Source organism: Providencia sp. PROV174 (genome assembly GCF_028480685.1).
Classification (GTDB): domain Bacteria; phylum Pseudomonadota; class Gammaproteobacteria; order Enterobacterales; family Enterobacteriaceae; genus Providencia; species Providencia rettgeri.
Genome location: NZ_JAMPOT010000011.1, coordinates 243,478 through 268,623, shown reverse-complemented (window position 1 = coordinate 268,623; position 25,146 = coordinate 243,478). Strand labels below are relative to the sequence as shown.

At 36.3% G+C, this 25,146-nt stretch carries 25 protein-coding genes, 1 tRNA gene and 1 other RNA gene; 12 read left to right on the top strand and 15 right to left on the bottom strand.

Annotated features, from left to right (window positions below; translation table 11 throughout):
* Nucleotides 1-106: 106 nt before the first annotated feature.
* Both PSE60_RS12170 and PSE60_RS12165 read left to right on the top strand, forming a co-directional pair.
* Entirely contained in the window at nucleotides 107-478 is a 372-nt protein-coding gene (locus PSE60_RS12170; RefSeq protein ID WP_272665569.1) for a ComEA family DNA-binding protein, read from the top strand.
* Between the two features lie 176 nt (nucleotides 479-654).
* Nucleotides 655-1,083 (top strand): acyl-CoA thioesterase, encoded by a 429-nt coding sequence (locus PSE60_RS12165; protein WP_210836523.1) that lies wholly within the window; start codon nucleotides 655-657, stop codon nucleotides 1,081-1,083.
* Between the two features lie 59 nt (nucleotides 1,084-1,142).
* Here the strand turns inward: PSE60_RS12165 and queC are convergent, their stop codons facing one another.
* Nucleotides 1,143-1,832, bottom strand: a complete 690-nt coding sequence (queC, locus tag PSE60_RS12160; RefSeq protein WP_272665568.1) for a 7-cyano-7-deazaguanine synthase QueC — start codon at nucleotides 1,830-1,832, stop codon at nucleotides 1,143-1,145.
* Nucleotides 1,833-2,110: 278 nt separating this feature from the next.
* Between queC and PSE60_RS12155 the strand changes: the two genes are divergently transcribed.
* The 5 genes from PSE60_RS12155 to amtB all read left to right on the top strand — a co-directional run bounded on the left by PSE60_RS12155 (nucleotide 2,111) and on the right by amtB (nucleotide 7,982).
* Nucleotides 2,111-2,572: an Lrp/AsnC family transcriptional regulator gene (locus PSE60_RS12155; RefSeq protein WP_004905429.1), complete on the top strand. Its 462-nt coding sequence runs from the start codon at nucleotides 2,111-2,113 to the stop codon at nucleotides 2,570-2,572.
* Between the two features lie 75 nt (nucleotides 2,573-2,647).
* Nucleotides 2,648-4,393: a SmdA family multidrug ABC transporter permease/ATP-binding protein gene (locus tag PSE60_RS12150; RefSeq protein WP_272665567.1), complete on the top strand. Its 1,746-nt coding sequence runs from the start codon at nucleotides 2,648-2,650 to the stop codon at nucleotides 4,391-4,393.
* The gene (locus PSE60_RS12145; RefSeq protein WP_272665566.1) at nucleotides 4,390-6,174 is read left to right on the top strand and encodes a SmdB family multidrug efflux ABC transporter permease/ATP-binding protein; all 1,785 of its coding nucleotides are present in this window, start codon (nucleotides 4,390-4,392) and stop codon (nucleotides 6,172-6,174) included. The genes PSE60_RS12150 and PSE60_RS12145 overlap by 4 nt, the downstream gene beginning before the upstream one ends.
* Before the next feature lie 172 nt (nucleotides 6,175-6,346).
* Entirely contained in the window at nucleotides 6,347-6,685 is a 339-nt protein-coding gene (gene glnK, locus PSE60_RS12140) for a P-II family nitrogen regulator (RefSeq protein WP_004905421.1), read from the top strand.
* A 49-nt stretch (nucleotides 6,686-6,734) separates the two neighbouring features.
* Nucleotides 6,735-7,982, top strand: coding sequence for an ammonium transporter AmtB (gene amtB, locus PSE60_RS12135; protein WP_272665595.1), 1,248 nt, complete (start codon nucleotides 6,735-6,737; stop codon nucleotides 7,980-7,982).
* Nucleotides 7,983-8,120: 138 nt separating this feature from the next.
* Here the strand turns inward: amtB and tesB are convergent, their stop codons facing one another.
* A complete protein-coding gene (gene tesB / locus PSE60_RS12130; RefSeq protein ID WP_210836530.1) occupies nucleotides 8,121-8,990 on the bottom strand; it encodes an acyl-CoA thioesterase II in 870 nt (289 codons plus the stop codon).
* 239 nt (nucleotides 8,991-9,229) lie between these two features.
* On the opposite strand from tesB, the gene PSE60_RS12125 reads away from it, so the two are divergent.
* Nucleotides 9,230-9,688 carry a YbaY family lipoprotein gene (locus PSE60_RS12125; RefSeq protein WP_210836531.1) on the top strand — a complete coding sequence of 153 codons (459 nt, stop codon included), beginning with the start codon at nucleotides 9,230-9,232 and terminating at the stop codon, nucleotides 9,686-9,688.
* Between the two features lie 141 nt (nucleotides 9,689-9,829).
* Nucleotides 9,830-9,926: signal recognition particle sRNA small type (ffs, locus tag PSE60_RS12120), an RNA gene on the top strand.
* 322 nt (nucleotides 9,927-10,248) lie between these two features.
* Here ffs and PSE60_RS12115 read toward each other — a convergent pair.
* The 4 genes from PSE60_RS12115 to gloB form a co-directional block, all read right to left on the bottom strand.
* On the bottom strand, nucleotides 10,249-10,452 hold the full coding sequence (locus PSE60_RS12115; RefSeq protein ID WP_004905417.1) for an HHA domain-containing protein: 204 nt from the start codon (nucleotides 10,450-10,452) through the stop codon (nucleotides 10,249-10,251).
* Nucleotides 10,453-10,525: 73 nt separating this feature from the next.
* Nucleotides 10,526-10,894 carry an Hha toxicity modulator TomB gene (gene tomB / locus PSE60_RS12110; protein ID WP_004914480.1) on the bottom strand — a complete coding sequence of 123 codons (369 nt, stop codon included), beginning with the start codon at nucleotides 10,892-10,894 and terminating at the stop codon, nucleotides 10,526-10,528.
* Between the two features lie 523 nt (nucleotides 10,895-11,417).
* Nucleotides 11,418-12,788: a murein transglycosylase D gene (gene mltD, locus PSE60_RS12105; RefSeq protein WP_272665565.1), complete on the bottom strand. Its 1,371-nt coding sequence runs from the start codon at nucleotides 12,786-12,788 to the stop codon at nucleotides 11,418-11,420.
* Between the two features lie 81 nt (nucleotides 12,789-12,869).
* Entirely contained in the window at nucleotides 12,870-13,625 is a 756-nt protein-coding gene (gene gloB, locus PSE60_RS12100) for a hydroxyacylglutathione hydrolase (RefSeq protein WP_272665564.1), read from the bottom strand.
* Nucleotides 13,626-13,665: 40 nt separating this feature from the next.
* Between gloB and PSE60_RS12095 the strand changes: the two genes are divergently transcribed.
* Entirely contained in the window at nucleotides 13,666-14,400 is a 735-nt protein-coding gene (locus tag PSE60_RS12095) for a class I SAM-dependent methyltransferase (RefSeq protein WP_004914475.1), read from the top strand.
* On the opposite strand, the gene rnhA is transcribed toward PSE60_RS12095, so the two are convergent.
* The gene (gene rnhA, locus PSE60_RS12090; RefSeq protein ID WP_004914473.1) at nucleotides 14,397-14,867 is read right to left on the bottom strand and encodes a ribonuclease HI; all 471 of its coding nucleotides are present in this window, start codon (nucleotides 14,865-14,867) and stop codon (nucleotides 14,397-14,399) included. The two genes, PSE60_RS12095 and rnhA, sit on opposite strands and share 4 nt — an antisense overlap.
* Nucleotides 14,868-14,921: 54 nt before the next feature.
* Here rnhA and dnaQ point away from each other — a divergent pair, with 54 nt between their 5' ends.
* Nucleotides 14,922-15,683: a DNA polymerase III subunit epsilon gene (dnaQ, locus tag PSE60_RS12085; protein WP_272665563.1), complete on the top strand. Its 762-nt coding sequence runs from the start codon at nucleotides 14,922-14,924 to the stop codon at nucleotides 15,681-15,683.
* 153 nt (nucleotides 15,684-15,836) lie between these two features.
* Nucleotides 15,837-15,913: transfer RNA gene (locus PSE60_RS12080), tRNA-Asp, on the top strand.
* Nucleotides 15,914-16,211: 298 nt separating this feature from the next.
* On the opposite strand, the gene PSE60_RS12075 is transcribed toward PSE60_RS12080, so the two are convergent.
* From PSE60_RS12075 to ecpA, 8 genes are all read right to left on the bottom strand, one after another.
* Entirely contained in the window at nucleotides 16,212-16,493 is a 282-nt protein-coding gene (locus PSE60_RS12075; protein WP_272665562.1) for a helix-turn-helix domain-containing protein, read from the bottom strand.
* Between the two features lie 551 nt (nucleotides 16,494-17,044).
* Entirely contained in the window at nucleotides 17,045-17,539 is a 495-nt protein-coding gene (locus tag PSE60_RS12070) for a FidL-like protein (protein WP_272665561.1), read from the bottom strand.
* A complete protein-coding gene (locus PSE60_RS12065) occupies nucleotides 17,532-18,236 on the bottom strand; it encodes a winged helix-turn-helix domain-containing protein (RefSeq protein WP_272665560.1) in 705 nt (234 codons plus the stop codon). The genes PSE60_RS12070 and PSE60_RS12065 overlap by 8 nt, the downstream gene beginning before the upstream one ends.
* A gap of 544 nt (nucleotides 18,237-18,780) precedes the next feature.
* Nucleotides 18,781-19,410 (bottom strand): fimbrial protein, encoded by a 630-nt coding sequence (locus PSE60_RS12060; RefSeq protein ID WP_371031638.1) that lies wholly within the window; start codon nucleotides 19,408-19,410, stop codon nucleotides 18,781-18,783.
* 142 nt (nucleotides 19,411-19,552) lie between these two features.
* Nucleotides 19,553-21,169 (bottom strand): fimbrial protein, encoded by a 1,617-nt coding sequence (locus PSE60_RS12055; RefSeq protein ID WP_210840333.1) that lies wholly within the window; start codon nucleotides 21,167-21,169, stop codon nucleotides 19,553-19,555.
* Nucleotides 21,170-21,194: 25 nt separating this feature from the next.
* The gene (locus PSE60_RS12050) at nucleotides 21,195-23,690 is read right to left on the bottom strand and encodes a TcfC E-set like domain-containing protein (RefSeq protein ID WP_272665559.1); all 2,496 of its coding nucleotides are present in this window, start codon (nucleotides 23,688-23,690) and stop codon (nucleotides 21,195-21,197) included.
* A gap of 19 nt (nucleotides 23,691-23,709) precedes the next feature.
* Complete coding sequence (locus tag PSE60_RS12045) at nucleotides 23,710-24,393, bottom strand: hypothetical protein (protein WP_198641856.1); 684 nt, start codon at nucleotides 24,391-24,393, stop codon at nucleotides 23,710-23,712.
* A gap of 94 nt (nucleotides 24,394-24,487) precedes the next feature.
* Nucleotides 24,488-25,096 carry a common pilus major fimbrillin subunit EcpA gene (gene ecpA, locus PSE60_RS12040; protein ID WP_004914448.1) on the bottom strand — a complete coding sequence of 203 codons (609 nt, stop codon included), beginning with the start codon at nucleotides 25,094-25,096 and terminating at the stop codon, nucleotides 24,488-24,490.
* Nucleotides 25,097-25,146: the final 50 nt, after the last annotated feature.

Here is a 25,146-nt window from a genome sequence, read left to right as displayed (position 1 = left end):
ACAGAAGGCCACCTTTGGGTGGCCTTTCGTATTTTTAATTTTATTGAAAAGAGTTCCATATTTTTCTATGGCATAGTTATGTCTCAACATACACAGGAGAACAAATATGTTATGGAATTCAGTCAATAAATGCAGATTAGGTATTGTTCTGCTCCTTTCTTTATTATGCTCATTTTCTTCTTTTTCTTTGGCTAAGAAAATTGAGCCAGAAAAAACCACTGCGGCTGCCATTCAAGAGAAACAAGTAAGTAATAACTCACCATCAACTAATCATGAGCAATCTGACAAAGTAAATATTAACTTAGCGGGTGAAGAGGAACTTGCCGAAAAACTTACAGGTATAGGTCGGCAGAAAGCTAAAGCCATCGTTGAGTATAGGCAAAAGTATGGTGCTTTTAATTCCATTGAAAATATTTTAGAAGTTCAGGGGATAGGTCCTGCATTTTTAGAAAAGAATAAAAATAAGTTAACTTTGTAACTAAATCCCCCCATACAGAGTATGGGGGAATATATTGAAAGGTTGATAATTAATCAGAAAACTAAGCCTTTTGTAAATAATTTGCGAGCTAAGTCTTATTATTGATAATCATTCAGCACATTTTCCGTACATTTGTTATTTTTATGTTACTAAAGAATAAACTGGTCGGAGTAGTTATGACAACACACATTAAAGTTCATGGTTATCATATAGATGTTTTTCAGCATGTTAATAATGCACGCTACTTAGAATTCTATGAAGCAGACCGTTGGGAGTGGATGAACAAACGCAATTTTATTAGTTGGGCCATAAAAAACAATTTAACAATGGCTGCGGTGAATATTAATGTAAATTATATCCAAGGCGTCTTACTCGGTGATGAGCTGACTGTGGTGACCCGTATGGACAAAATAGGCAGTAAAAGCGCAGTATGTTACCAACAAATAATTCGCACTAAAGCAGGAATCCAAGAGGTTGTTTCAGATGCATATGTGACATTTGTTTTTATTGATAATATAGAAAATAAAGCGATTGTCATCGATGAACAGCTGCGTGAGAAGTTAGAGTCATTCAAGGTGAGCTCTGAAGATTTTATTCAAAACTAGCCTACTTAGCTTGAATATTACGAATAAGCTAATGGTAGGCTGTGTGTTTGATTAATTCATTATGGTTTTTGTTTTAATGAGAGCATGATGGCTTCTTTATCATTTAAATATTCATTTAAGCCCTTGCTCCTTAAATGGCAGGCAGCACATTCACCGCAACCATCACCTTGAATACCATTATAACAAGTCAGTGTTTGTTGCCTGATGGTTTCAAGGTGGCCATAGCTGTCGGCAAGAGCCCATGTTTGGGCTTTATTCAACCACATTAACGGGGTTTCAAAGCGAATATTTTTGGCAAGACCGAGGCCTACAGCATGATTAAGGGCTTTGACAAATTCATCTCGGCAATCTGGGTAACCTGAAAAATCAGTTTCACAAACACCGGTTATTACTGCTTCTGCCTGTACTTGGTAGGCATAAATTGCGGCTAGTGTGAGGAATAAAATGTTGCGTCCAGGAACAAAAGTGCTGGGTAAAGTACTGGACTCGCTTTCTGCAAAATCAGGAACTGGGATGTTATCTCGAGTTAAGCTGCTGATTGCTAATTCATTGAGTAATGTGACATCTAACACTTTATGTGCTGTAGCACCTAAAGACACGCTCAATTTCTGTGCGACTTCGATTTCAAAACGGTGGCGCTGGCCGTAATCGAAAGTAACACAATGAACTTCATCATAGTTTTGCAAAGCTTGAATAAGACAGGTTGTTGAGTCTTGGCCTCCGCTAAAAACCACAACTGCGCGTTTCATAGGTACTCCTTGGTGATATATCATTGTTAAAATGTGATGGGAAGAGAGTAAAGCATGTTAGCGATACTGGGATGTAATTCATAGTTCTATTTTTATCAAATTAGTTTGATTGAAGTACTATTTATATGTCGATTTGGTCATTTGTATAAAAATATTCTATAATCATGGCATTTGGTGACATTTTTATTGTTTTTTAATTGTTCAATTATTGCATAATATAGTTATACGGCTAATAAAATAATGATAAAAGCACTTACACCCAAGTCAAGAGAGCAACCATGTTAGATAAAATAGACAAAAAACTGCTTTGTTTATTGCAAAATGACAGCAGCCTATCCTTAAATACCCTTGCTGAAGCTGTTAATTTAACATCTACTCCGTGCTGGAAAAGGTTAAAAAGGCTTGAAGATGAAGGTTATATTCGAGGGCGAGTCACTTTACTCGACGGTGAGAAGTTAGGTTTAGGTTTAACGGTGATTGTGACAATTAAAACACAGCATCATAATAGTGAGTGGTATGAGCAATTTGTTTCTTTTGTTAGTCAACTTCCTGAAGTTCTGATGTTTTATCGTATGGCTGGGGAGTATGATTATCTTATGCAAGTAGAAGTACATGATATGAAATCATATGACTTATTTTATAAAAAGTTAGTTAATGGTGTTCATGGTTTAATCGATGTAACTTCAAGCTTTGCAATGGAAAAAATCAAGTATACGACAGTATTGCCTATTCCTGATTAACCCTGTAATAACTTAGATAATTACGGGCTCTCATTCTTAGGCACCAATAAATCAATATATTCAAGGCAGTATTACGTGCGATTATTTTCACAACTAAGTTGGTATTTTTTGAGTGAATGGCGGCGCTATCTCGGCGCTGTTTGCTTTTTAATTATCATTGCAATCTTACAATTAGTTCCCCCACGCATTGTTGGTGTTGTTGTTGATGGAATAAGTAAAGGAACAATGTCGACAAAGCAATTGATCACTTATGTTTTAGTCATGCTGTTGATTGCATTAGTTGTGTATGGTTTGCGCTATGTTTGGCGTTTGTGGCTATTTGGTGCTTCTTATAAGTTAGCCGTACAACTACGACAAAAATTTTATCGGCAATTAAGTCTGCAAAACCAAGCATTTTACCTTAGATATCGAACAGGGGATTTAATTGCACGTACAACAAATGATGTTGACCGAGTTGTGTTTGCTGCAGGTGAAGGGGTTTTAACATTAGTTGACTCATTAGTGATGGGGTGTGCGGTGCTCATCATGATGAGCGTTGAAATTAGTTGGCAGCTTACTTTACTTGCACTTATTCCAATGCCAATTATGGCATTAATCATTAAACGTTATGGGGATCAGCTTCATCAGCGTTTCAAGCATGCCCAAGGGGCATTTTCGTCTTTAAATAATCATGCACAAGAAAGTTTAACAAGTATCCGTATGATTAAAGCTTTTGGCCTTGAAGATCATCAATCAAATCAATTTGAACAGGTAGCTACTGAGGCAGGGCGTCGCAATATGCACGTTGCTAAAGTTGATGCGCGTTTTGACCCCACTATTTTTATGGCGATTGGTATGGCCAACTTACTCGCTATTGCAGGGGGAAGCTGGATGGTATTAAACGACACATTGACGCTAGGCGAATTAACGAGCTTTGTAATGTATCTAGGGTTAATGATTTGGCCGATGTTAGCTCTCGCATGGATGTTTAATATCGTTGAACGAGGTAGTGCGGCTTATAGCCGTATTCTAAGTTTGCTCAATGAACCGTTAGTTATTCAGGATGGTTCGCATTCATTACAGCCTGAAAAGGGAAATTTGAATGTGAATATCATCAACTTTTGTTATCCAGAAACCACAAGAACAGCATTGCATGATATTAATTTTGACCTAAAACCTGGGCAATTTTTAGGGATATGTGGGCCAACAGGATCTGGAAAATCAACATTGTTGACGTTATTACAACGTCAGTTTGATATTACGGAAGGGGTTATTTGCTATCAAGGTTTGCCGCTACCTGAAATTCGTTTAGATGAATGGCGTGCTCGGTTATCTATCGTAAATCAGTCTCCATTTTTGTTTTCAGATACAGTCGCAGGGAATATCGCGCTTGGGCGGCCTGACGCCACTCAAGAAGAAATTGAACAGGCTGCGTCTATCGCTTGTGTACATGATGATATTTTACGTTTACCTGAAGGCTATTCTACTCAGGTTGGTGAGCGTGGCGTCATGTTATCAGGCGGGCAGAAACAACGAATTTCTATTGCAAGGGCTATCTTGCAGAATGCGGAAATCTTAGTGCTAGATGACGCACTTTCTGCCGTTGATGGGCAGACTGAGTTTACAATTTTACAAAATTTAAGTCATTGGCGAGAAGATAGAACCATGATTATCAGCGCCCATCGTCTATCTGCATTGGTAGAAGCGGACAATATTCTAGTGCTATCTCAAGGTACTATTGTTAGCCGAGGTAGACATGACACGCTTATTGAGCAATCGGGTTGGTATAAAGATATGTATCAATATCAACAGATTGAAGCAGCTTTGGATGGTGATCTATGAGCCAAAAGAAACCGCTATGGCCAGCACTTAAGCGTTTACTTGCTTACGGAAAAGCGTACCGAGGAACCATGGGTATTGCCATTGCAATGCTATGGTTAGCTGCTATTGCAGAAGTTAGTGGGCCTCTGCTAATCAGTTATTTTATTGATAACATGATAGCGAAAAAACAAATTATCATGCCACTGGCTTTATATATGGCTGTTGGTTTTATATTGCTCCAAGTTATTGCTGCACTATTACATTACTATCAAATTATTTTATTTAATAAAGCTTCTGTGGGGGTAGTGCAAACATTGCGAACAGATGTGATGAATGCCGCTCTTAGGCAGCCTCTAAGTGCATTTGATAAACAGCCAGTTGGTCAGTTAATTTCACGAGTTACAAATGATACTGAAGTTATTAAAGATCTATTTGTAATGGTTGTACCAACCGTTTTTCGAAGCTTAGCGCTGATCTGTGCCATGCTGGTTGCCATGTTTTCATTGGAATGGCGTATGGCATCAATTGCAGTGATGATTTTTCCTGCCGTATTTGTGGTAATGCTTGTTTATCAGCGCTTAAGCACACCGATTGTACGTCGTGTAAGATCTTATCTTGCTGATATTAATAACGGTTTTAATGAAGTTATTAATGGCATGACGGTTATTCAGCAATTTATCCAGCAAGCTAGGTTTGGCGAAAAAATGCAAAGTATTAGCCAAGACCATTATTTTGCAAGAATGAAAGCATTAAAACTTGATGGCTTATTGTTAAGGCCATTGCTGAGCTTACTTTCTGCTTCAGTATTATGTGGCTTACTATTGCTATTTGGATTCGAAGGAACGACCACTATTGGTGTTGGTGTTTTATATGCTTTTATTAATTATTTAGGCCGCTTGAATGAACCGCTCATTGAATTAACTTCTCAGCAGTCAATGTTGCAGCAAGCCGTTGTTTCTGGTGAGCGTGTTTTTGAATTAATGGATAGCCCGCAACAAGGCTATGGCGAAAGTATGGAGCCGTTACAAGGTGGTTCAATCTCAATTAACCATTTATCCTTTGCCTATCGTGATAACAACATTGTGCTTAAAGATATTAATTTACAAGTGCCTGATAATAATTTTATTGCATTGGTCGGCCATACAGGAAGTGGTAAAAGTACCATTGCAAATTTAATTATGGGATATTACCCATGGCAAGAAGGGGATATTTTACTTGATGGACGTCATTTAAGTTCACTATCTCATCAAGTATTACGTAATGGTATTGCAATGGTGCAACAAGACCCTGTTGTTCTCGCCGCTTCTTTTTTTGATAACGTCGCATTAGGACGTGAAATTAGCCAAGATAAAGTCTGGGAAGTTCTTGAAACTGTTCAGCTTGCGGAATTGGTTCGTGGGTTACCTGATGGGTTAGATACCGTGCTCGGTGAACAAGGAAATACGTTATCTGTTGGGCAAAGGCAATTACTAGCGATGGCCCGAGTACTTGTGGTGACACCTAAAATTTTAATTTTGGATGAAGCAACCGCGAATATTGACTCAGGAACAGAGCAAGCGATACAAAAAGCATTACGTGTGATCCGCCAACATACTACGTTAGTGGTGATAGCTCACCGTTTATCGACGATCGTCGATGCTGATCAGGTCGTTGTGTTACATCGTGGTGCAATTGTTGAGCAAGGCAAACATTCACAGCTTTTGCAACAAAAAGGACGTTATTATCAAATGTACCAGTTGCAACAAGTTGGGGAATCACTGAATGCCCATAGTGATGCTGAAGTTGAGGCTATACCTAGTTAATTATTCTGCACTCTTATAATGCATCCTCTAAAGCCACTCATCCGAGTGGTTTTTTATTTTGTCCTTTCTTATTGAATTATATGAGTAAATATATTTTGGCACACGGTTTGCTATAACGTCAGTGCTGTTCAAAGTATTGAGCAGTTTATTCACCTGACTTATAGGAGTGAACATGAAATATATCATCGCGATCATTAAGCCATTTAAATTAGATGAAGTTCGAGAAGCGTTATCAGATATTGGAGTTCAAGGGCTTACCATTACTGAAGTTCGAGGCTTTGGGAGGCAAAAAGGACATGCCGAATTGTACAGAGGTGCTGAATATACTGTTGATTTTTTACCTAAAGTACGTATGGAAATAGCCGTTTCTGATGAGTTGGTGGAGCAGGTAATTGAAACAATTGAAAAAAAAGCTTATACGGGCCAAGTTGGGGATGGAAAAATATTTATTTTGTCATTAGAGCAAGCAGTACGTATTCGTACAGGTGAAAAACAAGACGAAGCACTGTAGGAGAGCAACTATGCGCAAAGGGTTCCAATACTTATTCTTATTGTTATTAATGGGTGGTTTTCCAATAACCGTGTTTGCTGCAGAGGAAACTCTGGATAAAGCGGATAACGCATTCATGATGATAGCGACTGCTTTAGTTATTTTTATGATACTACCAGGTATCGCATTATTTTATGGCGGGTTACTAAGAAGTAAAAATGTTCTTTCTTTGATGGCTCAAACTGCCGTTATTTTTGCTTTGGTGTCTGTTATTTGGATTGTTTATGGATACAGTTTAGCTTTTAGTGAGGGAAATGATTTTATCGGTGGTTTTAGCCAGATTATGTTGAAAGATATTACTGTGGAAAGCTTATCTGGGCCGATCCCTCAATTTATTCACGTCGTGTTTCAAGGTGCATTTGCATGCTTAACGGTTGCATTAGTGATTGGTGCATTAGGGGAGCGAATTAAATTTTCTGCAATTTTAATTTTTACCCTTATTTGGACTACATTTGCTTATTTGCCAATGGCACATATGGTGTGGGGAGGCGGTATTTTATCGCAAGATGGCGCATTAGATTTTGCTGGAGGTACGGTTGTTCATATTAATGCGGCTGTTGCAGGCTTAGTTGGTGCTTACTTACTTGGGCATCGTACCGGCTTAGGGAAAGAAGCCATTAAACCTCATAACCTACCTATGGTATTTATGGGAACGTCTATATTATTCATTGGCTGGTTTGGTTTCAATGCAGGTTCGGCCGGAAGTGCAAATAGTATCGCTGCACTGGCGTTTGTGAACACTATCGCAGCTGCAGCTGGTGCTATCTTATCGTGGACTTTAGCGGAATGGCTTTTCAGGGAGAAACCTTCATTATTAGGGGCTTGCTCTGGATGTTTGGCTGGGTTGGTTGGTGTTACACCTGCAGCGGGTACTGTGGGTGTTGGCGGGGCATTAATTATTGGGCTACTTTCTGGGTTGGCGGGTTTATGGGGGGTAGTAATTTTAAAACGTCGGTTAAAAGTTGATGATGTTTGCGATGTTTTTGGCGTTCACGGAGTCTGTGGCATTTTAGGTTGTTTACTCACGGGGGTATTTACCTCAACTGCATTAGGAGGAAGTGGCTATGTGGAAGGTATTACGATGATGAAACAAGTAGGAATTCAAGCCGTTAGCATCCTAGTTTGTGTTGTTTGGACTGCAATTGTTGCTTATATCGCATTTAAAATCGCAGCGAAAACATCAGGCTTACGAATTAATGTTGAAAAAGAAAGGGAAGGCTTAGATATCACTTCTCATGGTGAGAGTGCCTACAATTAACCTTCATGTAAAGATAATTACAGGATAATACTGTGTTTTATGTAAATTGATAATGGCAGCTTATTGCTGGCTGCCATTACCTTTTTAAACTGACTAATTTATTTCTCTAAGTAAGTAATCACTTACTTTAAATGTCGGTTATTTACGGGATTGTCGTTGGCGAATTACGCCTTCTTGAACTGCAGTTGCAACAAGATCACCTTGTAAATTATAGATTTGTCCTTTCACGAAACCCCTCCCTCCTGATGCTGAAGGGCTTTCTACAGCGTACAGTAACCAATCATCAATTTTAAATGGGCGATGGAACCACATTGAATGGTCAATAGTTGCAACCTGTAAGTCGCGTTCCATAAATCCCCTACCATGCGGCTGTAATGCGGCAGGAAGGAAATTGTAATCAGAGGCATAACCTAATAAATAGTGGTGTAGTGAAGGTATATCAGGCAGTTGCCCTTTCGCTTTGAACCAAATATAACGAAATGGTTCTTGAGGTGCGGCATCGAATGGGCTGTAAAATTCAACGGGACGAAATTCAAAAGGGGTTGGCCGAAGAGCATATTTTTTAACTGCTTCCGGTAATTTATCAGCCAAACTTTGAACAATATCATCTTGAGAAATTAATTTTGTAGGTGGTGGTACATCTGGCATTAAGTTTTGATGGCTATAACCTTCTTCTTGCGATTGAAATGATGCAGTCATAAAGAAGATAGGTTTGCCATTTTGAATGGCACTTACTCGGCGTGCGCTAAAGCTTCCGCCATCGCGTAAAATTTCGACGTCATAAATAATAGGGCGTGAGCTATCGCCAGGGCGTAAAAAATAACTATGAAAAGAATTAATTGCTCTTTCTTCAGGTATGGTTTGCTTCGCTGCATACATGGCTTGTCCAACAACTTGTCCACCAAAAACTTGAGGTAAACCAAGGTCTTCACTTTGTCCTCGAAAAATACCTTCTTCAATTTTTTCGAGTTCAATTAGGCTAATTAAATTCTGTAATTCTGGGCTCATAGTCATCTTAGTTCTGTTATACGTAAATGAGATACTGGTATTTTCCCATTATTTACCCTGAATAGGTAGATTAATTACTATCGAATAAATTGAGGTTACGTATTGTTACATTTGGAAATATAAATGTATTATTCTACCAATATTAGTTATACTTTTTATCATTCCCTCGTCAGAAAATGATTTGTCTATTCCGACTATTTAAAAATGTTTTATTAAACATTGTGTTATAGGTAATAACTATGAAGTTTTTTCGCTACATTGTTAGCTTATTAGTGCTTTTAACGTTGGTTAGCTGTGAAGGGAATAGCACCAAGCCCAGCGAAAAAGCACTTAATGCTCAAAATAGTAATAATAACCAGACGGTCGATTCAGGGAAAATCGAGGGGCGTGTGGTGATTTTACAGGATACTGTTTTACCTGAAGACGCGGTTGTTACAATTACTTTGGCGGATACAACGGTTGCGGACTTACCCGCACTAATATTATCTCAAAAATATTACAATTCAGTGAATAATCGCCCAACCATTCCTTTTGAACTAACTTACCAAAAAAATGAAGTTAGGCAGGAAGGCTCGCTAGTTGTTAATGCAACCGTGAACGCGAATGGGAAACTTTTATACATTAGTGATAGCGTTGTAGAGGTTATCAATAATGGTGTCACAAAAAATGTTGAATTGTTGATGGTACCTGCGAATTAGTCAATAAGTGACTTTTTAGTTGAGTCGCTATTCTTATATGCACCTGTGTAATAAATCGTCACTTGGTCAGGGGTTTCTTGCTATTTCAATGACTATCAAGCATAATGCCCCTGCTTTGAAAGAAGCATTCAATGGGGGCTCTGTTGGTTCTCCCGCAACGCTAACTTGTTAACTTGGTCAGGTCCGGAAGGAAGCAGCCATAGCAGGGGTCGTGTGTGCCGGGATGTCGCTGGCAGGGCTCCCACCCAACTCAGCATCTTTGCCTTTCCTCTCATCTATATATTCTAATTTATTATAAGTATGTTATTTAATTATATTTTATAATTGTTAATTAAATTCTAAATCTCAAATAAATTCTAAAGTTAAAAAAGAAAGGTTAAGAATACAACATTAATTGTTGACTATTATAATAAGAAAAATTGATATGCTAAAATTAAAAGCAATAAATTTCCATTAGCATAATTATAATGCCAATAATAAAACGATAATTACATTGCGTCCAGCCGATAAGGGGATTTACCGGCTACAACCATTCACTATCTGTGCGTGTTAATAAGATATTACCTAACAAATTTCCAAACAGAAGCTGGAATTTTATCATAAAGCTTATTCATTGTGAGCTCAGCTAAGCGGTGATCTGCAGCTGAATAGAATAGCTCTAGCTCATCATCAGATAATTCATACTTATTTTTTTCAATGACACGCTCAAGAGTTTCAATTGTTGTGCATTTTCTTAAACGCATCAGATAATCAGATTTGGTCATAATACCCTTTCTTTTGTGCAAAATTACTTATTGATATACGGTTTTGTAGTTGAACTAAAGATAAATAATATCTTTAGGTTTTGCTGGTTAGACACTTTAGGTCATCATCCAACACAGTGACAAGACTCTGATTCATTGCTTCCCAGTCTATAATTTCACTGAGTGTGATGACTGGGCTGCCGAATAAATCATAGGTCTCATCGAGATACTCTTCGATAAGTGATATAACAAGATTTTCTTTTGGATATTTGATCTTAAACCGCCATACAAATGCAGCGATATGTTCAATGAGTTCATTCAAGGCTGCGCTTTGCGGGGAGCTTAAATCATTAATCCAGTGTGTATTTGTTTTTTGTAAGCTTAAAATAGCGTCTCTATTGAGGCTATTACATAAGTATTTTAGTTCTGCTATATCGTGTCTTTTGGGTGAGTATTCATCCATAATCACCTCCGCAGGCGAATCTGACTTTTGCTGTGTGTATTTTTTATCAATAATGTCATGTTAACTAATTAAAGCACCTATGTTCAATATAAAAGGTTGCATGTTAATATATTGAAAAATATAAGATTATTGCTAGTTCGTTAAACTTTCGAAGATTATTAATATAATACATAAGCGATATTCGAATACGGACTGGCAGCTCGGACTAAACTAGCCGCGATATAATAATAGCATTATTATCACATATGTCACCAGCAATAAACTACTTTTTTCTAGTTTATTAGCAAGTTGTTGGGGGCTGAGTCGCGTATGTTCTGCTTAAACTCAATTTTATGAAGTATTTAAATTATAGTTTAACCATCGGTTATTTTAGTACAGTGAATATGAAGTGTTTATACAAAAGATGTTATAAAAATTATTTTCCTATTTAATTCATTCAAATAATTTATTTTTACTAATAAGAGAATTAAAAATAAAAAAGCTTTTGCCTTAAATAGACAAAAGCTTTTTTGATGAGACTAACTTAAAGATAGAGGTTTAAGGTTACCCCTGGTTTCAGGTCGGCCATTTTAACACCTGAATTCCAAGTCATTAAATCATTGAGCTTTATGCCATGACGTTTCGCAATACTATAATAGGAGTCGCCTTTTCTTACTTTATAGGTTTTCACCTTACGGCTACTTGCAGCAGGCACTGAGCTCGTAACTTTTAATACTTGTCCTGGCTTGATAACACTCGCAGTTTTTAACCCATTTAGCTTTTGAATATTCTTGGCGGTAGTATTGAATTTTTTTGCAATACTTGCGACAGATTCGCCTTTGCGTACTTTATATGTAGCTATTTTAGCTCGATTTTGACGCGCGCTAGAAATTGCAGTGGGTTGGGCTGTTTTTACCTGTTGATTTTGTTGTGCGGCTAAACGAATCGTGTTTAAAACATCTTCATCTGAGAGTGATGTTTTGAATTGTTCAGCTTTTGCTGTAGGTAACATAATATAATGAGGGCCACTTGGCGATGTTATGCCGCGTGTATAACCAGAATTATACGTTTTTACCGATTCAACAGTTAACCCTGCCAACTCAGCGGCTTGAGATAACGTGATTTGTTGACCAACATCGATTTGCGTGAGTGCTCGATTTTTATTACTTGTTGGTAAATTAACTTGGTACTTTTCGGGATTTTTCAATACTTGGCTAAGTGCTAAGATTTTTGGTACATATTGTTTGGTTTCTTTCGGTAAAGAGAGTGACCAAAAATCAGTAGGTAGCCCAGCAGCTTCGTTTTTCTTGATAGCATTTTGAACACAGCCTTCCCCACAGTTATAGGCAGCAAGGGTGAGTTCCCAATCGTGGCCAAACATAACATTTAAGTTTTCGAGAAGATCAAAAGCTGCTTTAGTTGAAGAAACCACATCTCTGCGTTCATCAACCCATTGTGTTTGTTTTAGTCCATATGAACGTGCAGTGATAGGAACAATTTGCCATAGGCCTGCAGCTTGTGCTGGAGAAGTCGCTTTAGGATTAAAAGAGCTTTCAATAATAGGAATTAACGCTAACTCCATGGGTAAATTGCGCTCATTAATTTCGTCTACGATGAGGTACATATATGGCTCAGCTCTTAATGCCACATCGTAGACAAAACGTTGTTTATCTAAATAACTATTTGCGAGTTCCCTAATTTGAGGTTTATCAGGGACATCCATTTTTAGTTCATCACTAATATAACCCCATAGGTCATAGTCGGCTTTAGGTAATTGTCGACTGGCTGCTTGGTTATGTGATGCAACAGTTTCAATAGTATGATTAGTTGGAGTTTTGTTCTGCTTAATTTTTTTCGGGGCAGTTTGGCATCCGGCCAACAGAACAATGGCGATAAGCGTCGCGATTATCTTCATTCTTTTCTATTGTTCTTCATTTTGATGTTTAAAAGTCGAACAATAATACTTATCCCACCCCGATATGACAATCATTAAACTTTAATATTGATCTTTTAATTGACGCAACAGGGTGAAAACTGCTCTTAAAGGTGGATTTTGTATATTAATATTGAGCTTTTTCTGTAATTGAAGGTTATCGCATTGTAGAAAAACATTTATTTTTTTCTCTTTTTTCAATGTGGTAGGTACCGTTGGTTGATGTTTGTCACGTATTTGCGTTATTTTTTGTAAATATTGTGTAATCGCTTCATTTTCAGGCCATACATGGTGTGCAAATTTGAGATTAGATAAAGTATATTCATGTGCACAGCAAATTAAGGTTTCATCAGGAAGCTCAGCAATTTTTTGGATAGATTCGAACATTTGTTCCGGTGTTCCTTCAAATATCCGTCCGCAACCTGCAGAGAACAGCGTGTCACCACAGAATAGATAAGGAGCTTGGTAAAAGCCGATGTGTTCAGAGGTATGGCCTGATAATGCAATAACCTGTAGGTTGAACTCGTTAATTATGACCTTATCACCGTTTTCGACTATTTCTGTTGCCCCTTTAGATTGGGTTTCTTTTGGGCCAAAAACAGGAAGAGTTGTAAATTTGCTTAAAATCCCTTTGACGCCACCGGTATGGTCATTATGGTGGTGAGTTAATAGGATGGCGACAGGCGTCAACTGTTTAGCTGTAATTATTTCAAGCACAGGCTCTGCCTCTGCAGGGTCAACGATGATACACTGTCGGTGGCCATCGACTAAAACCCAAATGTAGTTATCGTTTAAAGCTGGTACTCGAATTAACTCCATAATGACCTCGATACTTGTTAATAGTTAATAGGGGAATTTCATGAAGCCTGCGCGTATTGATAAAAAAATTCAAATGCCAGTTAGTTGGTCTGACATTCCTTTTGGAGAACAATATCGTCAAGCCATAGAAAATCAACTTAGCCCTTGGTGGCCGAAGATATTTGGCTTTCATTTGCTTAAGTTAGGTCATTTAAGCACTGAAATCCATACCGAAGGCTGCTTAATCTCTCATCAATTCAATGTTGGTACTGGTGACCCTCGTTTTAATCTTATTGCTAAGCCTGAAGCGTTACCATTAACCCAAAAATCAATAGATGCTTGTCTAATGACTCATTGTTTGGCATATAGTCATGATCCTCATTGGCTTTTACGGGAGGTTGACCGGGTGTTAATCGACGATGGCTGGCTAATCATTTCAGGTTTTAATCCTTTCAGTCTCGTCGGAATGGCGAAACTCGTGCCTGTTTTACGTAAACGGCAGCCTTATTGTAGCCGTTTTTTCCCTTCAGTTAGGGTATTTGATTGGTTAAGTTTATTAAACTATGAAGTTTTGTATCATCGTAATTGCCAAATATTTCCTTGGTTGAGCGCACAGAGACGAGTGAATAAAAACTGTGGGGGAATTGGGGCTCTAAGCGTGATTGTGGCGCGGAAACGGACTTATCCGCTGACTCCGACGCCACTAAAATTCAAGCAACCGAAGGTTAAGATTGGAACAGCACTCGGTGCGGCGAAGGAGATCAGTAAATCAATGAAGATAGACGACCCTTCTTAGTTTTGTGCAGGCTGGTAACCTGTATCTTCTTTAGTCGGCGCTGAAGCGGCAGCTCGAGCCAGTTCATCACATTTCTCATTTTCAGGGTGGCCTGCGTGGCCTTTAACCCAGCGCCAATCAATCGTATGTCGTTGGATGGCATCATCAAGGCGCTTCCATAAATCCACATTAACGACAGGGGATTTATCTGCCTTTCGCCATTGTTTTCGTTTCCAGCCATGGATCCATTGTGTGATTCCTTGTCGTACGTATTGGCTATCAGTGGTTAAAATAATATCACAAGGCCTTGTTAGTGATTCTAATGCAACGATGGCTGCAAGTAGTTCCATGCGGTTATTCGTGGTTAAAAAATATCCATCACTCAATGTTTTTTCATGTTGTTGGTAGCGTAGAACAACGCCATATCCACCCGGGCCAGGATTGCCCAAACAGGAACCATCCGTGAAAATTTCTACCTGCTTTGTCATTTCTGTTACACTCTATATTATTCGTTCCTTTCTAGTTTGACACAAAAAAACATTATGAGCACGGTGATAACCAGACAAATTGTCCTTGATACTGAAACAACCGGTATGAATAAACTCGGTGTTCATTATGAAGGGCACAACATAATTGAGATTGGAGCGGTTGAAGTGATTAACCGCCGACTCACGGGGCGTAATTTTCATGTGTACATTAAACCTGACCGTTTAGTGGATCCTGAGGCATTTGAAGTGCATGGGATAAGTGATGAATTTTTACAAGATAAACCTGTTTTTGCTGAAATTGCGGATGAATTCCTTGAATTTATTCGAGGTGCAGAACTGGTCATCCATAATGCCCCCTTTGATATCGGTTTTATGGACTATGAATTCCGTAAGCTCAATAAAGGTATTCCGCCTACGCAAGAATTTTGTACTATCACTGATAGCTTAGTATTGGCTCGCAAACTTTTTCCTGGTAAACGGAATAACTTGGATGCGTTATGTGACCGTTATTTAATTGATAACGCTAAACGAACGCTGCACGGGGCTTTACTCGATGCTGAAATCCTGTCTGATGTCTATTTGGCAATGACTGGCGGGCAAACTTCATTATCATTTTCGATGGATTCGGAGTCAGCTAATAATGAGCAAGAGTATGAAATTCAAAGGATTGAGCGTCCTCAAAGCGGTCTTAGAGTGATTTTTGCTTCTGATGAAGAAATGATTGCTCATGAAGCTCGGTTGGATATTGTTGATAAAAAGGGTGGTAAACCCTGTCTTTGGCGGCAATCTTCTGATGAAGCTGAAAATTTACACTAATAATTGATTTCATTATTTATACTTGTTTAGGAAAATGGATAGAAAAGCCTCTCAAGGCTAAAAACTGTTCAACTGCGCGATTTAACAAGAAAAAGTGTTGACGGGGTCCTCAAGTATTCGTAATATGCATGGCGTTCCCAGCAGGGAACATCAGGAGCGGTAGTTCAGTTGGTTAGAATACCTGCCTGTCACGCAGGGGGTCGCGGGTTCGAGTCCCGTCCGTTCCGCCAAATTATAACGCCACGCTAATTTATTAGCGTGGCGTTTTCTTTTTTGTATGACTGTATTTAACTGCACTAAAAGTTCCTTTCTATAGATATCATTTTTTGCTTCTAATAACTTCTTCGAGTTAAGTTTTGATATAATGAGATTTATAAATAGTAAACTTGCGAGAATAATTCAAATTTCTTTCAATCATATTAACTATTTTAAAATTTTTTCATGTTGTTATTGATATATGATTTTGAGCACTTACCTTAAAATTAATTTCTTATTTAAAATAATTGATTTGAATTTTTTATTACTATATTAATAGTAATTCGCATGAACTCTAACTAAGATAACAGATCTGAAGTAATCTAACCAATCTTTTCCTAATACTTTAAGATATGTATGAAGGCTATCAATAGAAATAGCAGATTGGCCATTCTCATATCTTGATATTTGTTGTTGGCTCAAATTTAATAGTTTTCCTACCTCTGTACCCGTTAATGATCTTTCAATACGTGCAGATTTTAAGTATTTTGCGGTGGCCATAACAATATCTAGGTCGTTATTTATATTCAATTCTTTAGTATTGATATGTTTCATTTTATATTCTCTCTATTATAAATTTATTATCTAAAAGTTAGCTATTAATGATAGCATTACTTTAAATTTTTTGGCTTTCTCAATGAAGGATAGATTATATTTTTTAGTTACTAATGTGAAATTGTTTTAATGAATCAAAAATAGTTTATTTAATAGACTCTGACTATCAATATAGGTATTAATAATGACTATAAGCTATTAAACTAAAATATAGGTTTTTATAATTCAATAAAAACAATGCGTTATGTTAACTTGAAGGGGTGGCTTAAAAGTAGAGATATAATAAATAATAAATGAAAAAAATGCATTTATAGTCATATAAAAGTAATTATTTATATTTTTACATAAAATTACAGAAAGTATTTATAGATTAAGTTGAAATGGTGACTTATTAAGGGTTGAGCTAGTACTTATCGATAGGTAGCATATAAATTTAATTCTAGATAAAAGTATAATCAAACCTAATTAGTTGGAGAGAAATAGAAATGATAATAAGAAGCAAAGATGCAATACTTGCTATTCTCTAAACTTTATAATTGGAACGCTATATATTAAATTGTATTTAATTTGGCTTGTCTGCTACAGACAAAATAAGGGCCAAACGAACTTGAAAAAAGGTACCAATCAGGTGTTATTTCATCAATTTCTACATATGCAATTGAATTTAGGTTGAATGCTTTGAAATATTTTTCGAATATATCATCAGGAACATTATCATTTGTGGATTTTCTGTCATAACTTATGGTTAATTTTAAGTCTTTTATATATTTTCTTGATGATTGATTGAAATGAACAACTCGATTGACAGTATACATCTTATCAGTTGTAATTGTTCCTAATAATTTAATATACCCACTGTTATCATTGTTTTTTACTAATTTCATATCTAGCGAATATGATGATTTATTATTAGCCAATATGAAATTAGAGGAAACAGTTGCTTCGCAATATTGCGCTTTGTTTTTTTCTAAATTCAAATTAAACAACAAGAAAATGATGATTAATGAAAATAATAGTATCAATGAGTATAGTGTTTTATTAGTCATTTTTTTCCTGCCAGTTTATTCTTGTTGAAATGCAATCTTTGTTTTTTTTGCATTTTACTAATAAGCTATGTTTGTTTTTTCCTAAGTTTTGTATGTTGTTGTAATAATAAAAGATATCAGAATCTTCACAGGTTAAGTTAAAATCAATTGCTTGTTTGCCTATTGTATCACTTATGTTTTTTTCATAGTTATCTTTGAACCCATAAACGGGACAATCGCCAATTGTGCTAATTTTGTATGATTGTATTGATGTATATGGGTATTTTACTGCATAAATTTGATTTACAAGGTAAATAATCACCAAAAGTAAAAAAACACTAATTATCAATAATGTTTTTTTAATAATATGATTTTTATTACTAAGTACTAGTGATTTGGCAGATTTACTGCTTGAAGTGGGAGGGTTAGCTAGGCTTTTCTCTATTTTGTTATTGAACTTGGCAATCGATTCTTCAATTTGGATTTCAGAAGAGATAACAAGGCCTTTTTTTGATATGCTTAGAATCGCATTTTCAACTAAAAGCTGTTGATGTAATACTTTCCTTAATGTACTAATGTATTGGTTAAGGGTGTTTATCGAAACTTTTAAGTCATATTTATTTAGTATTTTTTTTAGTATCTCTTCGCGAGTGATAGTCGTTTTGTTATTTTGAATTAGTATTATAAAGATATAGTTCAATACGGGGGTTAATTTCATTACACTGAGTTCTGTGTCAACCCTAAATATTTCACTTAAGTCAGAATTATATTTTATTATGTTATTCAGTATATATATCATACATGACTCTTATTTAGTTATTAAAATATGTGCTTAATTTGGTCACTTTTAGCTAACATGATAGTCATTGATTTTAAAGTAATTATATCAGTGTAATATACTACTCTTTTTTTGAGAAGAAAATATGAAAATAAATTTTTGTTTATAATTATTGGTTATATATGTAATGGTGAAAAATTTCAGTGTATCGTATTAATGAAACTGACATTTTTTGTTTTGATGTTTTATATGTAGGCAAAAAACAGTATTAATCACTATTTCAAGTCATAGGTATCTAAATTAATTTGCTATTTTTAATAAGCTGAAACAATTTTTCATAACTGAGTTTTATGAATTTTTAATACCTTTAAGTAATTATAGATACAGAGTACCTATCGAATTATGATTAGATAATTCAATTTTTATTTAAACAGTAGCATAGTTAAATTTGATAGTCTTTTTAATTGATTGATATCATTGGTTCTTATGTGCAATTACCAATTGGGTAATATTTATCAAAGATTACAATATATTTACGACTTTTCTTTTTAAGACGCTCATCTTTAGACTCTTGGCCTGGTAATAAGTAAAATACATAAGGTTCGGAATCATCATTAGCATCACAGTTTTCATGTAAGAGCACTCTAAAATAGGTATTCCCCGTATTTTTTAGAATACGAGTACTTGGATTAAGGTCATATTTGAAGTCTGGTTTTTTGGGTCTTACAACGAAATAGGTTTCTAGGCTAACCGTTGGGTAAAATAAAGGTCGCTTTTTTTGTTCATCATCATTACGCATATCAAGAGGCGTTTCGCTAATGATGATTTTATAATAGCGCTCAGTCTCATCGGTTTCTCCTCGATAAAAAATTTTAAAAAACTCTTGTTCTCCAGGTAATAAAATTTTCTTCAATGGAGTAAAAATAATCTCGCCATTATGGAGAGGTGTTCCATGTTCTTGGTTACCTGGTTTATCAATTTTGTAGGCACTAAAATTATATAAATTAGTTTTATCTGTGTCATTGATGTATGGCTTAGAAAAAAACTCTTGTCCTGACTCCATCGAAGAAATATCTGCATTGATATATAAAGCAACAGCACTATTGCAAAGCATTGATAGCACAATCAAGAATAGGATTTTAAGTAAATAAAATGGTTTCATATTAAAAATTCAAGCCAAAGTTTAAGTGTATATGAGGTTCAATAAAAGGGCCACTTGAGCTTTTACAAGTCGCCCTATTAGTCGTCACTAGATATTATTGAATATCGGGTCCAGTCCAAATTGCTTTGACAGTTATTGTGCCACTTGCAGAAACGGTTCCTAACCAATCAATGCCATCTAATGTAAAAAATGATTCAGAGTCATTCATTGGGAATGATAAATCTAAGTTAGTCCGATAAAAAGATCCTAAATCCTCATTAGGCCTATCCCATGGTGTTTCAGACCATAATGCATTTTTTAATGAAACTTCATTGCTATCACAACTTGCTCGGTGTGATTCTTTAGCGCCATTTTCATTTTTAAATGAAAGATAAGCGGAAAAAGGGACATTAAGTTTATTATCGCTCGAGGTAAATAAACAGTATGATTGTCCTTTTAATGTTGTGTTTGGTCCTTCAACTTTTGCTGTAATAGAATCCGCTTGCCTTGGGCCACTGGTTGTGACGATATAATTAAATTCTATTGGTGGTTCATCATTGCCGACTTTGCCCGTTTTCGATTGGTTTGGGTTAAAGTCTGCAGGAATAATGCTGATTCCATAATCCCTCGGTTTAATTATTAAGAAATTTGAAGGCGTAAATTCATAAAATCCCGATTGAGGAAGTGGCGATTGAAAACCAAAAGTATACACGCTATCAGCGAGTGTAACGGTTGAATTAGGTGAAGCATCAACAATTGACTTTAGATACTCATTTGAGAGAAAAACCTCAATATTTTGCGAACCATTATTAAAGATCTCTGACATATTTGTTGTTGAGGACCAATTCGTCCAGCGTGTGCTGTTACTCCCTTTATATTGAATAAGTGCAGCTCGAGGGTCCCTAGCTAAGCCTAATTTTGCACTATCAATATACATACGAACTGTAAATGTACCGCCGATAGATTGCCCTTGGGTTTCTAATTCAACTAACTTACAAATAATTCCAGATGCATTTCCAACAATTCCTGTCGAGCAAAAGTTAGAACCAAGTCCAATAGTTGGATTGCCATTGCTATCCACAAAGACTTCTTGTAAGGCTCCCGTTCCTTTTAGGATAATATTGCCTTTTTTATTGGTTGGAATGTAATGTTGTTGTGTTGTTGTTCTTCCGCCACTCGTCATACAGGTTGCGTTACTTAAATCATAATCATCGCGGCTTGTACAGGTTCTTAAATCAAAAGTATATTCTGTTCCTGGTGGTATTTCGGCTAACCAGCGATAAAAAGATTCAGAAAATATCGGTCTTGAATATCCAGACTCACCAGGTGTTCCTGTTTGTTGGATTTTATACGCACCATTATCTCGTAACTGCTGAGCTGACCAATAAGACGTCGCTGGGCAATTTCGGTTATTTGTCATGCAACGATTCCCGATAAAAGGTTGGCTTACGGGAGAATTTTCTAACCAAATATCACCTGTATTATAAGTTGAGCTAAAAGGTGTTCCTGTATATCCCATATAACCTAAGCTGTATTGCCTATTGCGCTGGTATTTTGTGAATACATTTGAGCCCGAGAAGCGTGGGTCAACTCTATTAGCAACAATAAAGAATTCGTTATCAACTTGGTTTTCGACAATGACATACTCTTGTAATGGTGCTGTTGCAGAAAACGAATTCGGTATTAGAGCCGAAAATGAAATAAAAAGTGCTGTTATCGATAATAATCGCATATTAAATTAGCCTTTAAAGTGATAATTAACGTTTAGCAAATGCTTCTTGAGGTTCACATGTCACCTCACCGACCCACAATGCACCACGTGCACCTTGAAGGTTTAAATCTGCTTCACAAATTGTTTGCTGATCATCTTGTAATAACGATATCACTGGATATCGGACGTCAACATCCATGGAAAACTCACCATTTTGATCTGTTTTTGTGCGACCAATATGATTTCGAATTGAGGCATATTTTATATATTCACCATTTGGTGATTTCAGACGGCCAAATACCGTAACTAATTGCCTTACCTCTGGTTGATAAAGAGCAATGTTTCCTGGGTATAATGTGACGGATTTATTTCGCCCTGAGACAATATCAAAGCTGTCTTTTGATTTTCCGTCATTCATTAATTGAATGTCATAATCCGAATAAGGGGATAGTGGAATAAAGGTATTTTTTCCGCTAATTGGGTAATTCTGCCCATTTACTTTTGCGACCATGCTGCCGCTACCTTTTATATCGGAATTAATAATAACGCCTGATTTACCTTGCTGCCCACTTGGCATGATCATGCCGTCGCTATATGCCACTGAGCCACGAGAGGTTAAGTTGCCATTAAGCCTGTTATTATCGGGGCGATTAATCGTCACGGTACCTGAATTATATTTAGTATCATAGGAAGCATAGCCTAATGTTGAAAAATTGGATTCACCATTATCTTTATCTCGGACTAATTTGGAGACAGAAACCCCTGCATTAGTAATCACCGAATCTTCAAAATTTTTATTCGCATAAATATTCGCTTTCACATTACCATTTGTTGAGGAAACACCTGTACTCAACCATGTTGATAAAGGTAAGGAAAAATCGAGGTTAATATATTTTTCGTTGGTACTATTTTGATTATCATAATGATAACGTTGTACACCTGCTCTTAGCCCCACGGTTCCATAACGGCCAGAGAATAATGTATTTGCATATTCATAGTTAATTGAATCACTGCCAATACGACGATCTTTAGTATTACTAATAGTCAGTGACCCAGTTCTATCAATTATTTTGTCAAAGTTAATGGTTCCGCCATAAGAATAGCTGTCAGCATCATAAAGTGGTAAATCACCGCTCACGACAGTTTTTTCTTTTGATGCCCATAAAGAACCGTAACCTTCTGGTATATTGACAGAAAGAGTCGCAATGTTACGATAACTGCCATGGTTTTCTAGCATGCCTTGCCAGTTAACTGAGATATAGTTATTTAAAGCCGCATTGATACTCGTTTCTTGTACAACAAATTTATCAAACCCATAATTTGACATTTGAAAACGCACGCCAGACAACACAGGGAAGTTATAAGCGAAAGAGGCTCCGATTAAATGGCTTTTACCCGGAGTTTGGCTTGTTGAGCCTTCATTTCTTACATAATGACGCTTATCAAAGTCAATATAACCACCATAAATTTCCCAATTGAGTTTATCAAAACCGCCAGTTATCGCGCCGAAGGATTTATTAATTGTTTGGTGCTGTGTTGTGACAATTTTGCCATCGACAACCGTCTCAATAGTGACGTCGTAAATGCCATAGGGCAGTACACTTGTATCAATTTCAAAATTACCCATGGGAAAATTTTGAATATTTAATAACTTACCTTGTCGATAAATACGTACTTCACCTGGGCTATTTAAAAAAGCATAAATCGGTGTGAGTGATTGCTGCTTATTTGTCACCATACTTGAGGAATTGTTCCCTATTGATGCCGCATAAATTTTACTGCTGCTAAGGGCAGTTAAGCTGGCAATAGACTGCAAATTCCACGTACTCATTAGCCCAAGCGCAAAACGGAATCCGTTGAAATCACGCTCATACATTGCACGATACAGTTCAACATTAGAATTAGATTTTCCAATGCTATATGCTGATGCATTTACATTAAAGTGATGTTCTGCAGCTGCGAATAATGTATCTAAATTGAAATAACTACTGGATGTATCTTTTGAATCTTTAACACGGCTCTGAAATACCCCTAAATCATAGTTAGCTACTGCTGAAAATGAATTAACTGAAGAATTTCCTAGTACAGATTGCCGCGCATGTTCTTTTGGCGAAAAAGCAGCTTTATCAACATCTAATGATAAATTAAATGAAGAAATGTTTAATTGAAGAGTTGCATTATTATCAATAATAATGCCATTACTTTCATTAAAAATGGCATCCTTTTTTTCTTCAAGTTTATCGACTAGTAAATTATTTAGTTTCGCACCGTGCTCATTTTCAATGAGATGAATACTTGATAATTTAATATTATCATGATCGATTACAATAACTGCATCTGCAATTTTGCTTTCGCTCTGATTGGTTACCGTATCATCATTTAGTCGTAAAAAAACAGGTACAGACATTCCTTCTTCCAATGCACTAACAAATGCAGGAGGAATAATATATCCACCGATCTTAACGCTTTTCATTTCATTGGCATTAATCGTATTCGAAAAAATAATACTTAATATTGATAAAGCAATAGCACTTTTACGCATAATTTAAGTCCATTCTTAATTATTTGACAACAATGAACTCTCCTTTGTGCCAAATACCTACGCTTGATTTTTTATTTGTGACATCGACAAATTGTAATTTGACGGCTAAATTTGGCATGAGGTAATAACGCTCGCGACAAATACCATCCACTCCGTATTTTTGTTTTTCTGCTAAACAAGGGCCTGAAGCCACTACACGGAAGGTGCTGTTTCCAGTATTTGAAACTTGGGAATTAGAATATTTATAATTAAAGTTTTCAATTCTTGGTGCGACAACGAGAATTGTGCTAATTGTTGCCGATGTTGTTGCTGATGCCGATTTCGCACTTTGTGTAACACCACTCTCGCCAATAGGATCATCTTTCCAATTTAATCGATAGTAACGTTCTTTATTATCTTTTGGACCTTGATAAATTATCTTAAATATATCTTTTGCATGCCCAGGAAGAATTAAGTTAGCAGGTGTTGATAATATTTCATTGGGATCAGTAATTGGAATTACTTTTCCAGTATCAAGTGGTGAGTCTATTTTTTCTATCGTTAAATTTACCAATCTTGCCGTATCTACTGTATTTTCAATTTCTTTAGATAAGGTGTCTTCATCCGATGATATTATTTCAGTGATGTTTCCCACATTGACAGCAAAACTGCTTTTTAATGGTAACCATGATAATAAAATTAATGCTAATGTTATCTTTTTCATAATCATAAATTTCTAAAATGAATGACGATAAAGATATTATTTCCCTATAGTATCTTTATCGTAATATTTAGTTATCTAATAAGGGGATATTGAATTAAGGAGCTGGCGTAAACTCACCGTCCCAAGTTGCAGTAAATTGAACTTTCACATCACCATCCCATGTACCGTCAGTCAGTGCTTTAAAGTCAGTCGCTGCGCCATCAGCTTCAGCGCCAGCAATAACAAAGGTGAATTCACCGCGATCTGCTGCACGCTCAGAGCCATTATAGATACCATCAGCCGCTAAATTATCTAAACCAGAAGTTAAACCAGTTGATGTATCAATTAATACTAAATCATTATTTTTAGTCAGATCTTCACCATTCCATTTAACGCCAACAGTTAATTTAGAATCGTCGGTAGTTCTTGCTAATGTATTAGCAATAATTTTTGATGCTAATTTAAAATCTGTTGCACCAGCTTGGCCTTGAATAGCAATATCAAATGCGCCATTTTGTTGATTAAAGCTTTTTTGGCCTTCGGCATAATTAAAGGTTAAACTTCTTAATGGAGTCACAACTAACATACTTGTCGTGTCTTTAATTGCAGTTGCTTGCCATGTTGCTGTTGCTTGAGCGGTACGTGTATCTGCATTTGCAACGGTAGCAAAAGAAGCTGCAATAATTGTTGATAACAATACAGAAGCCATTTTTTTATTTAACATACTAATCTCTCTTTTTATATTGATAGAAAACAATAGTAAAAATAGTTATT

Coding starts and splice junctions, on each gene's coding strand:
- PSE60_RS12145 (WP_272665566.1), top strand. CDS start 4,390: ATGAGCCAAAAGAAACCGCTATGGCCAGCACTTAAGCGTTTACTTGCT.
- PSE60_RS12060 (WP_371031638.1), bottom strand. CDS start 19,410: ATGCTTTGCAATAGTGCTGTTGCTTTATATATCAATGCAGATATTTCT.
- rnhA (WP_004914473.1), bottom strand. CDS start 14,867: ATGACAAAGCAGGTAGAAATTTTCACGGATGGTTCCTGTTTGGGCAAT.
- amtB (WP_272665595.1), top strand. CDS start 6,735: ATGGGTGGTTTTCCAATAACCGTGTTTGCTGCAGAGGAAACTCTGGAT.
- tesB (WP_210836530.1), bottom strand. CDS start 8,990: ATGAGCCCAGAATTACAGAATTTAATTAGCCTAATTGAACTCGAAAAA.
- PSE60_RS12125 (WP_210836531.1), top strand. CDS start 9,230: ATGAAGTTTTTTCGCTACATTGTTAGCTTATTAGTGCTTTTAACGTTG.
- mltD (WP_272665565.1), bottom strand. CDS start 12,788: ATGAAGATAATCGCGACGCTTATCGCCATTGTTCTGTTGGCCGGATGC.
- PSE60_RS12045 (WP_198641856.1), bottom strand. CDS start 24,393: ATGAAAAAGATAACATTAGCATTAATTTTATTATCATGGTTACCATTA.
- PSE60_RS12170 (WP_272665569.1), top strand. CDS start 107: ATGTTATGGAATTCAGTCAATAAATGCAGATTAGGTATTGTTCTGCTC.
- tomB (WP_004914480.1), bottom strand. CDS start 10,894: ATGGATGAATACTCACCCAAAAGACACGATATAGCAGAACTAAAATAC.
- queC (WP_272665568.1), bottom strand. CDS start 1,832: ATGAAACGCGCAGTTGTGGTTTTTAGCGGAGGCCAAGACTCAACAACC.
- PSE60_RS12115 (WP_004905417.1), bottom strand. CDS start 10,452: ATGACCAAATCTGATTATCTGATGCGTTTAAGAAAATGCACAACAATT.
- PSE60_RS12095 (WP_004914475.1), top strand. CDS start 13,666: ATGAAGCCTGCGCGTATTGATAAAAAAATTCAAATGCCAGTTAGTTGG.
- ecpA (WP_004914448.1), bottom strand. CDS start 25,096: ATGTTAAATAAAAAAATGGCTTCTGTATTGTTATCAACAATTATTGCA.
- PSE60_RS12075 (WP_272665562.1), bottom strand. CDS start 16,493: ATGAAACATATCAATACTAAAGAATTGAATATAAATAACGACCTAGAT.
- PSE60_RS12165 (WP_210836523.1), top strand. CDS start 655: ATGACAACACACATTAAAGTTCATGGTTATCATATAGATGTTTTTCAG.
- glnK (WP_004905421.1), top strand. CDS start 6,347: ATGAAATATATCATCGCGATCATTAAGCCATTTAAATTAGATGAAGTT.
- PSE60_RS12065 (WP_272665560.1), bottom strand. CDS start 18,236: ATGAAATTAACCCCCGTATTGAACTATATCTTTATAATACTAATTCAA.
- PSE60_RS12050 (WP_272665559.1), bottom strand. CDS start 23,690: ATGCGTAAAAGTGCTATTGCTTTATCAATATTAAGTATTATTTTTTCG.
- PSE60_RS12155 (WP_004905429.1), top strand. CDS start 2,111: ATGTTAGATAAAATAGACAAAAAACTGCTTTGTTTATTGCAAAATGAC.
- PSE60_RS12070 (WP_272665561.1), bottom strand. CDS start 17,539: ATGACTAATAAAACACTATACTCATTGATACTATTATTTTCATTAATC.
- gloB (WP_272665564.1), bottom strand. CDS start 13,625: ATGGAGTTAATTCGAGTACCAGCTTTAAACGATAACTACATTTGGGTT.
- PSE60_RS12055 (WP_210840333.1), bottom strand. CDS start 21,169: ATGCGATTATTATCGATAACAGCACTTTTTATTTCATTTTCGGCTCTA.
- dnaQ (WP_272665563.1), top strand. CDS start 14,922: ATGAGCACGGTGATAACCAGACAAATTGTCCTTGATACTGAAACAACC.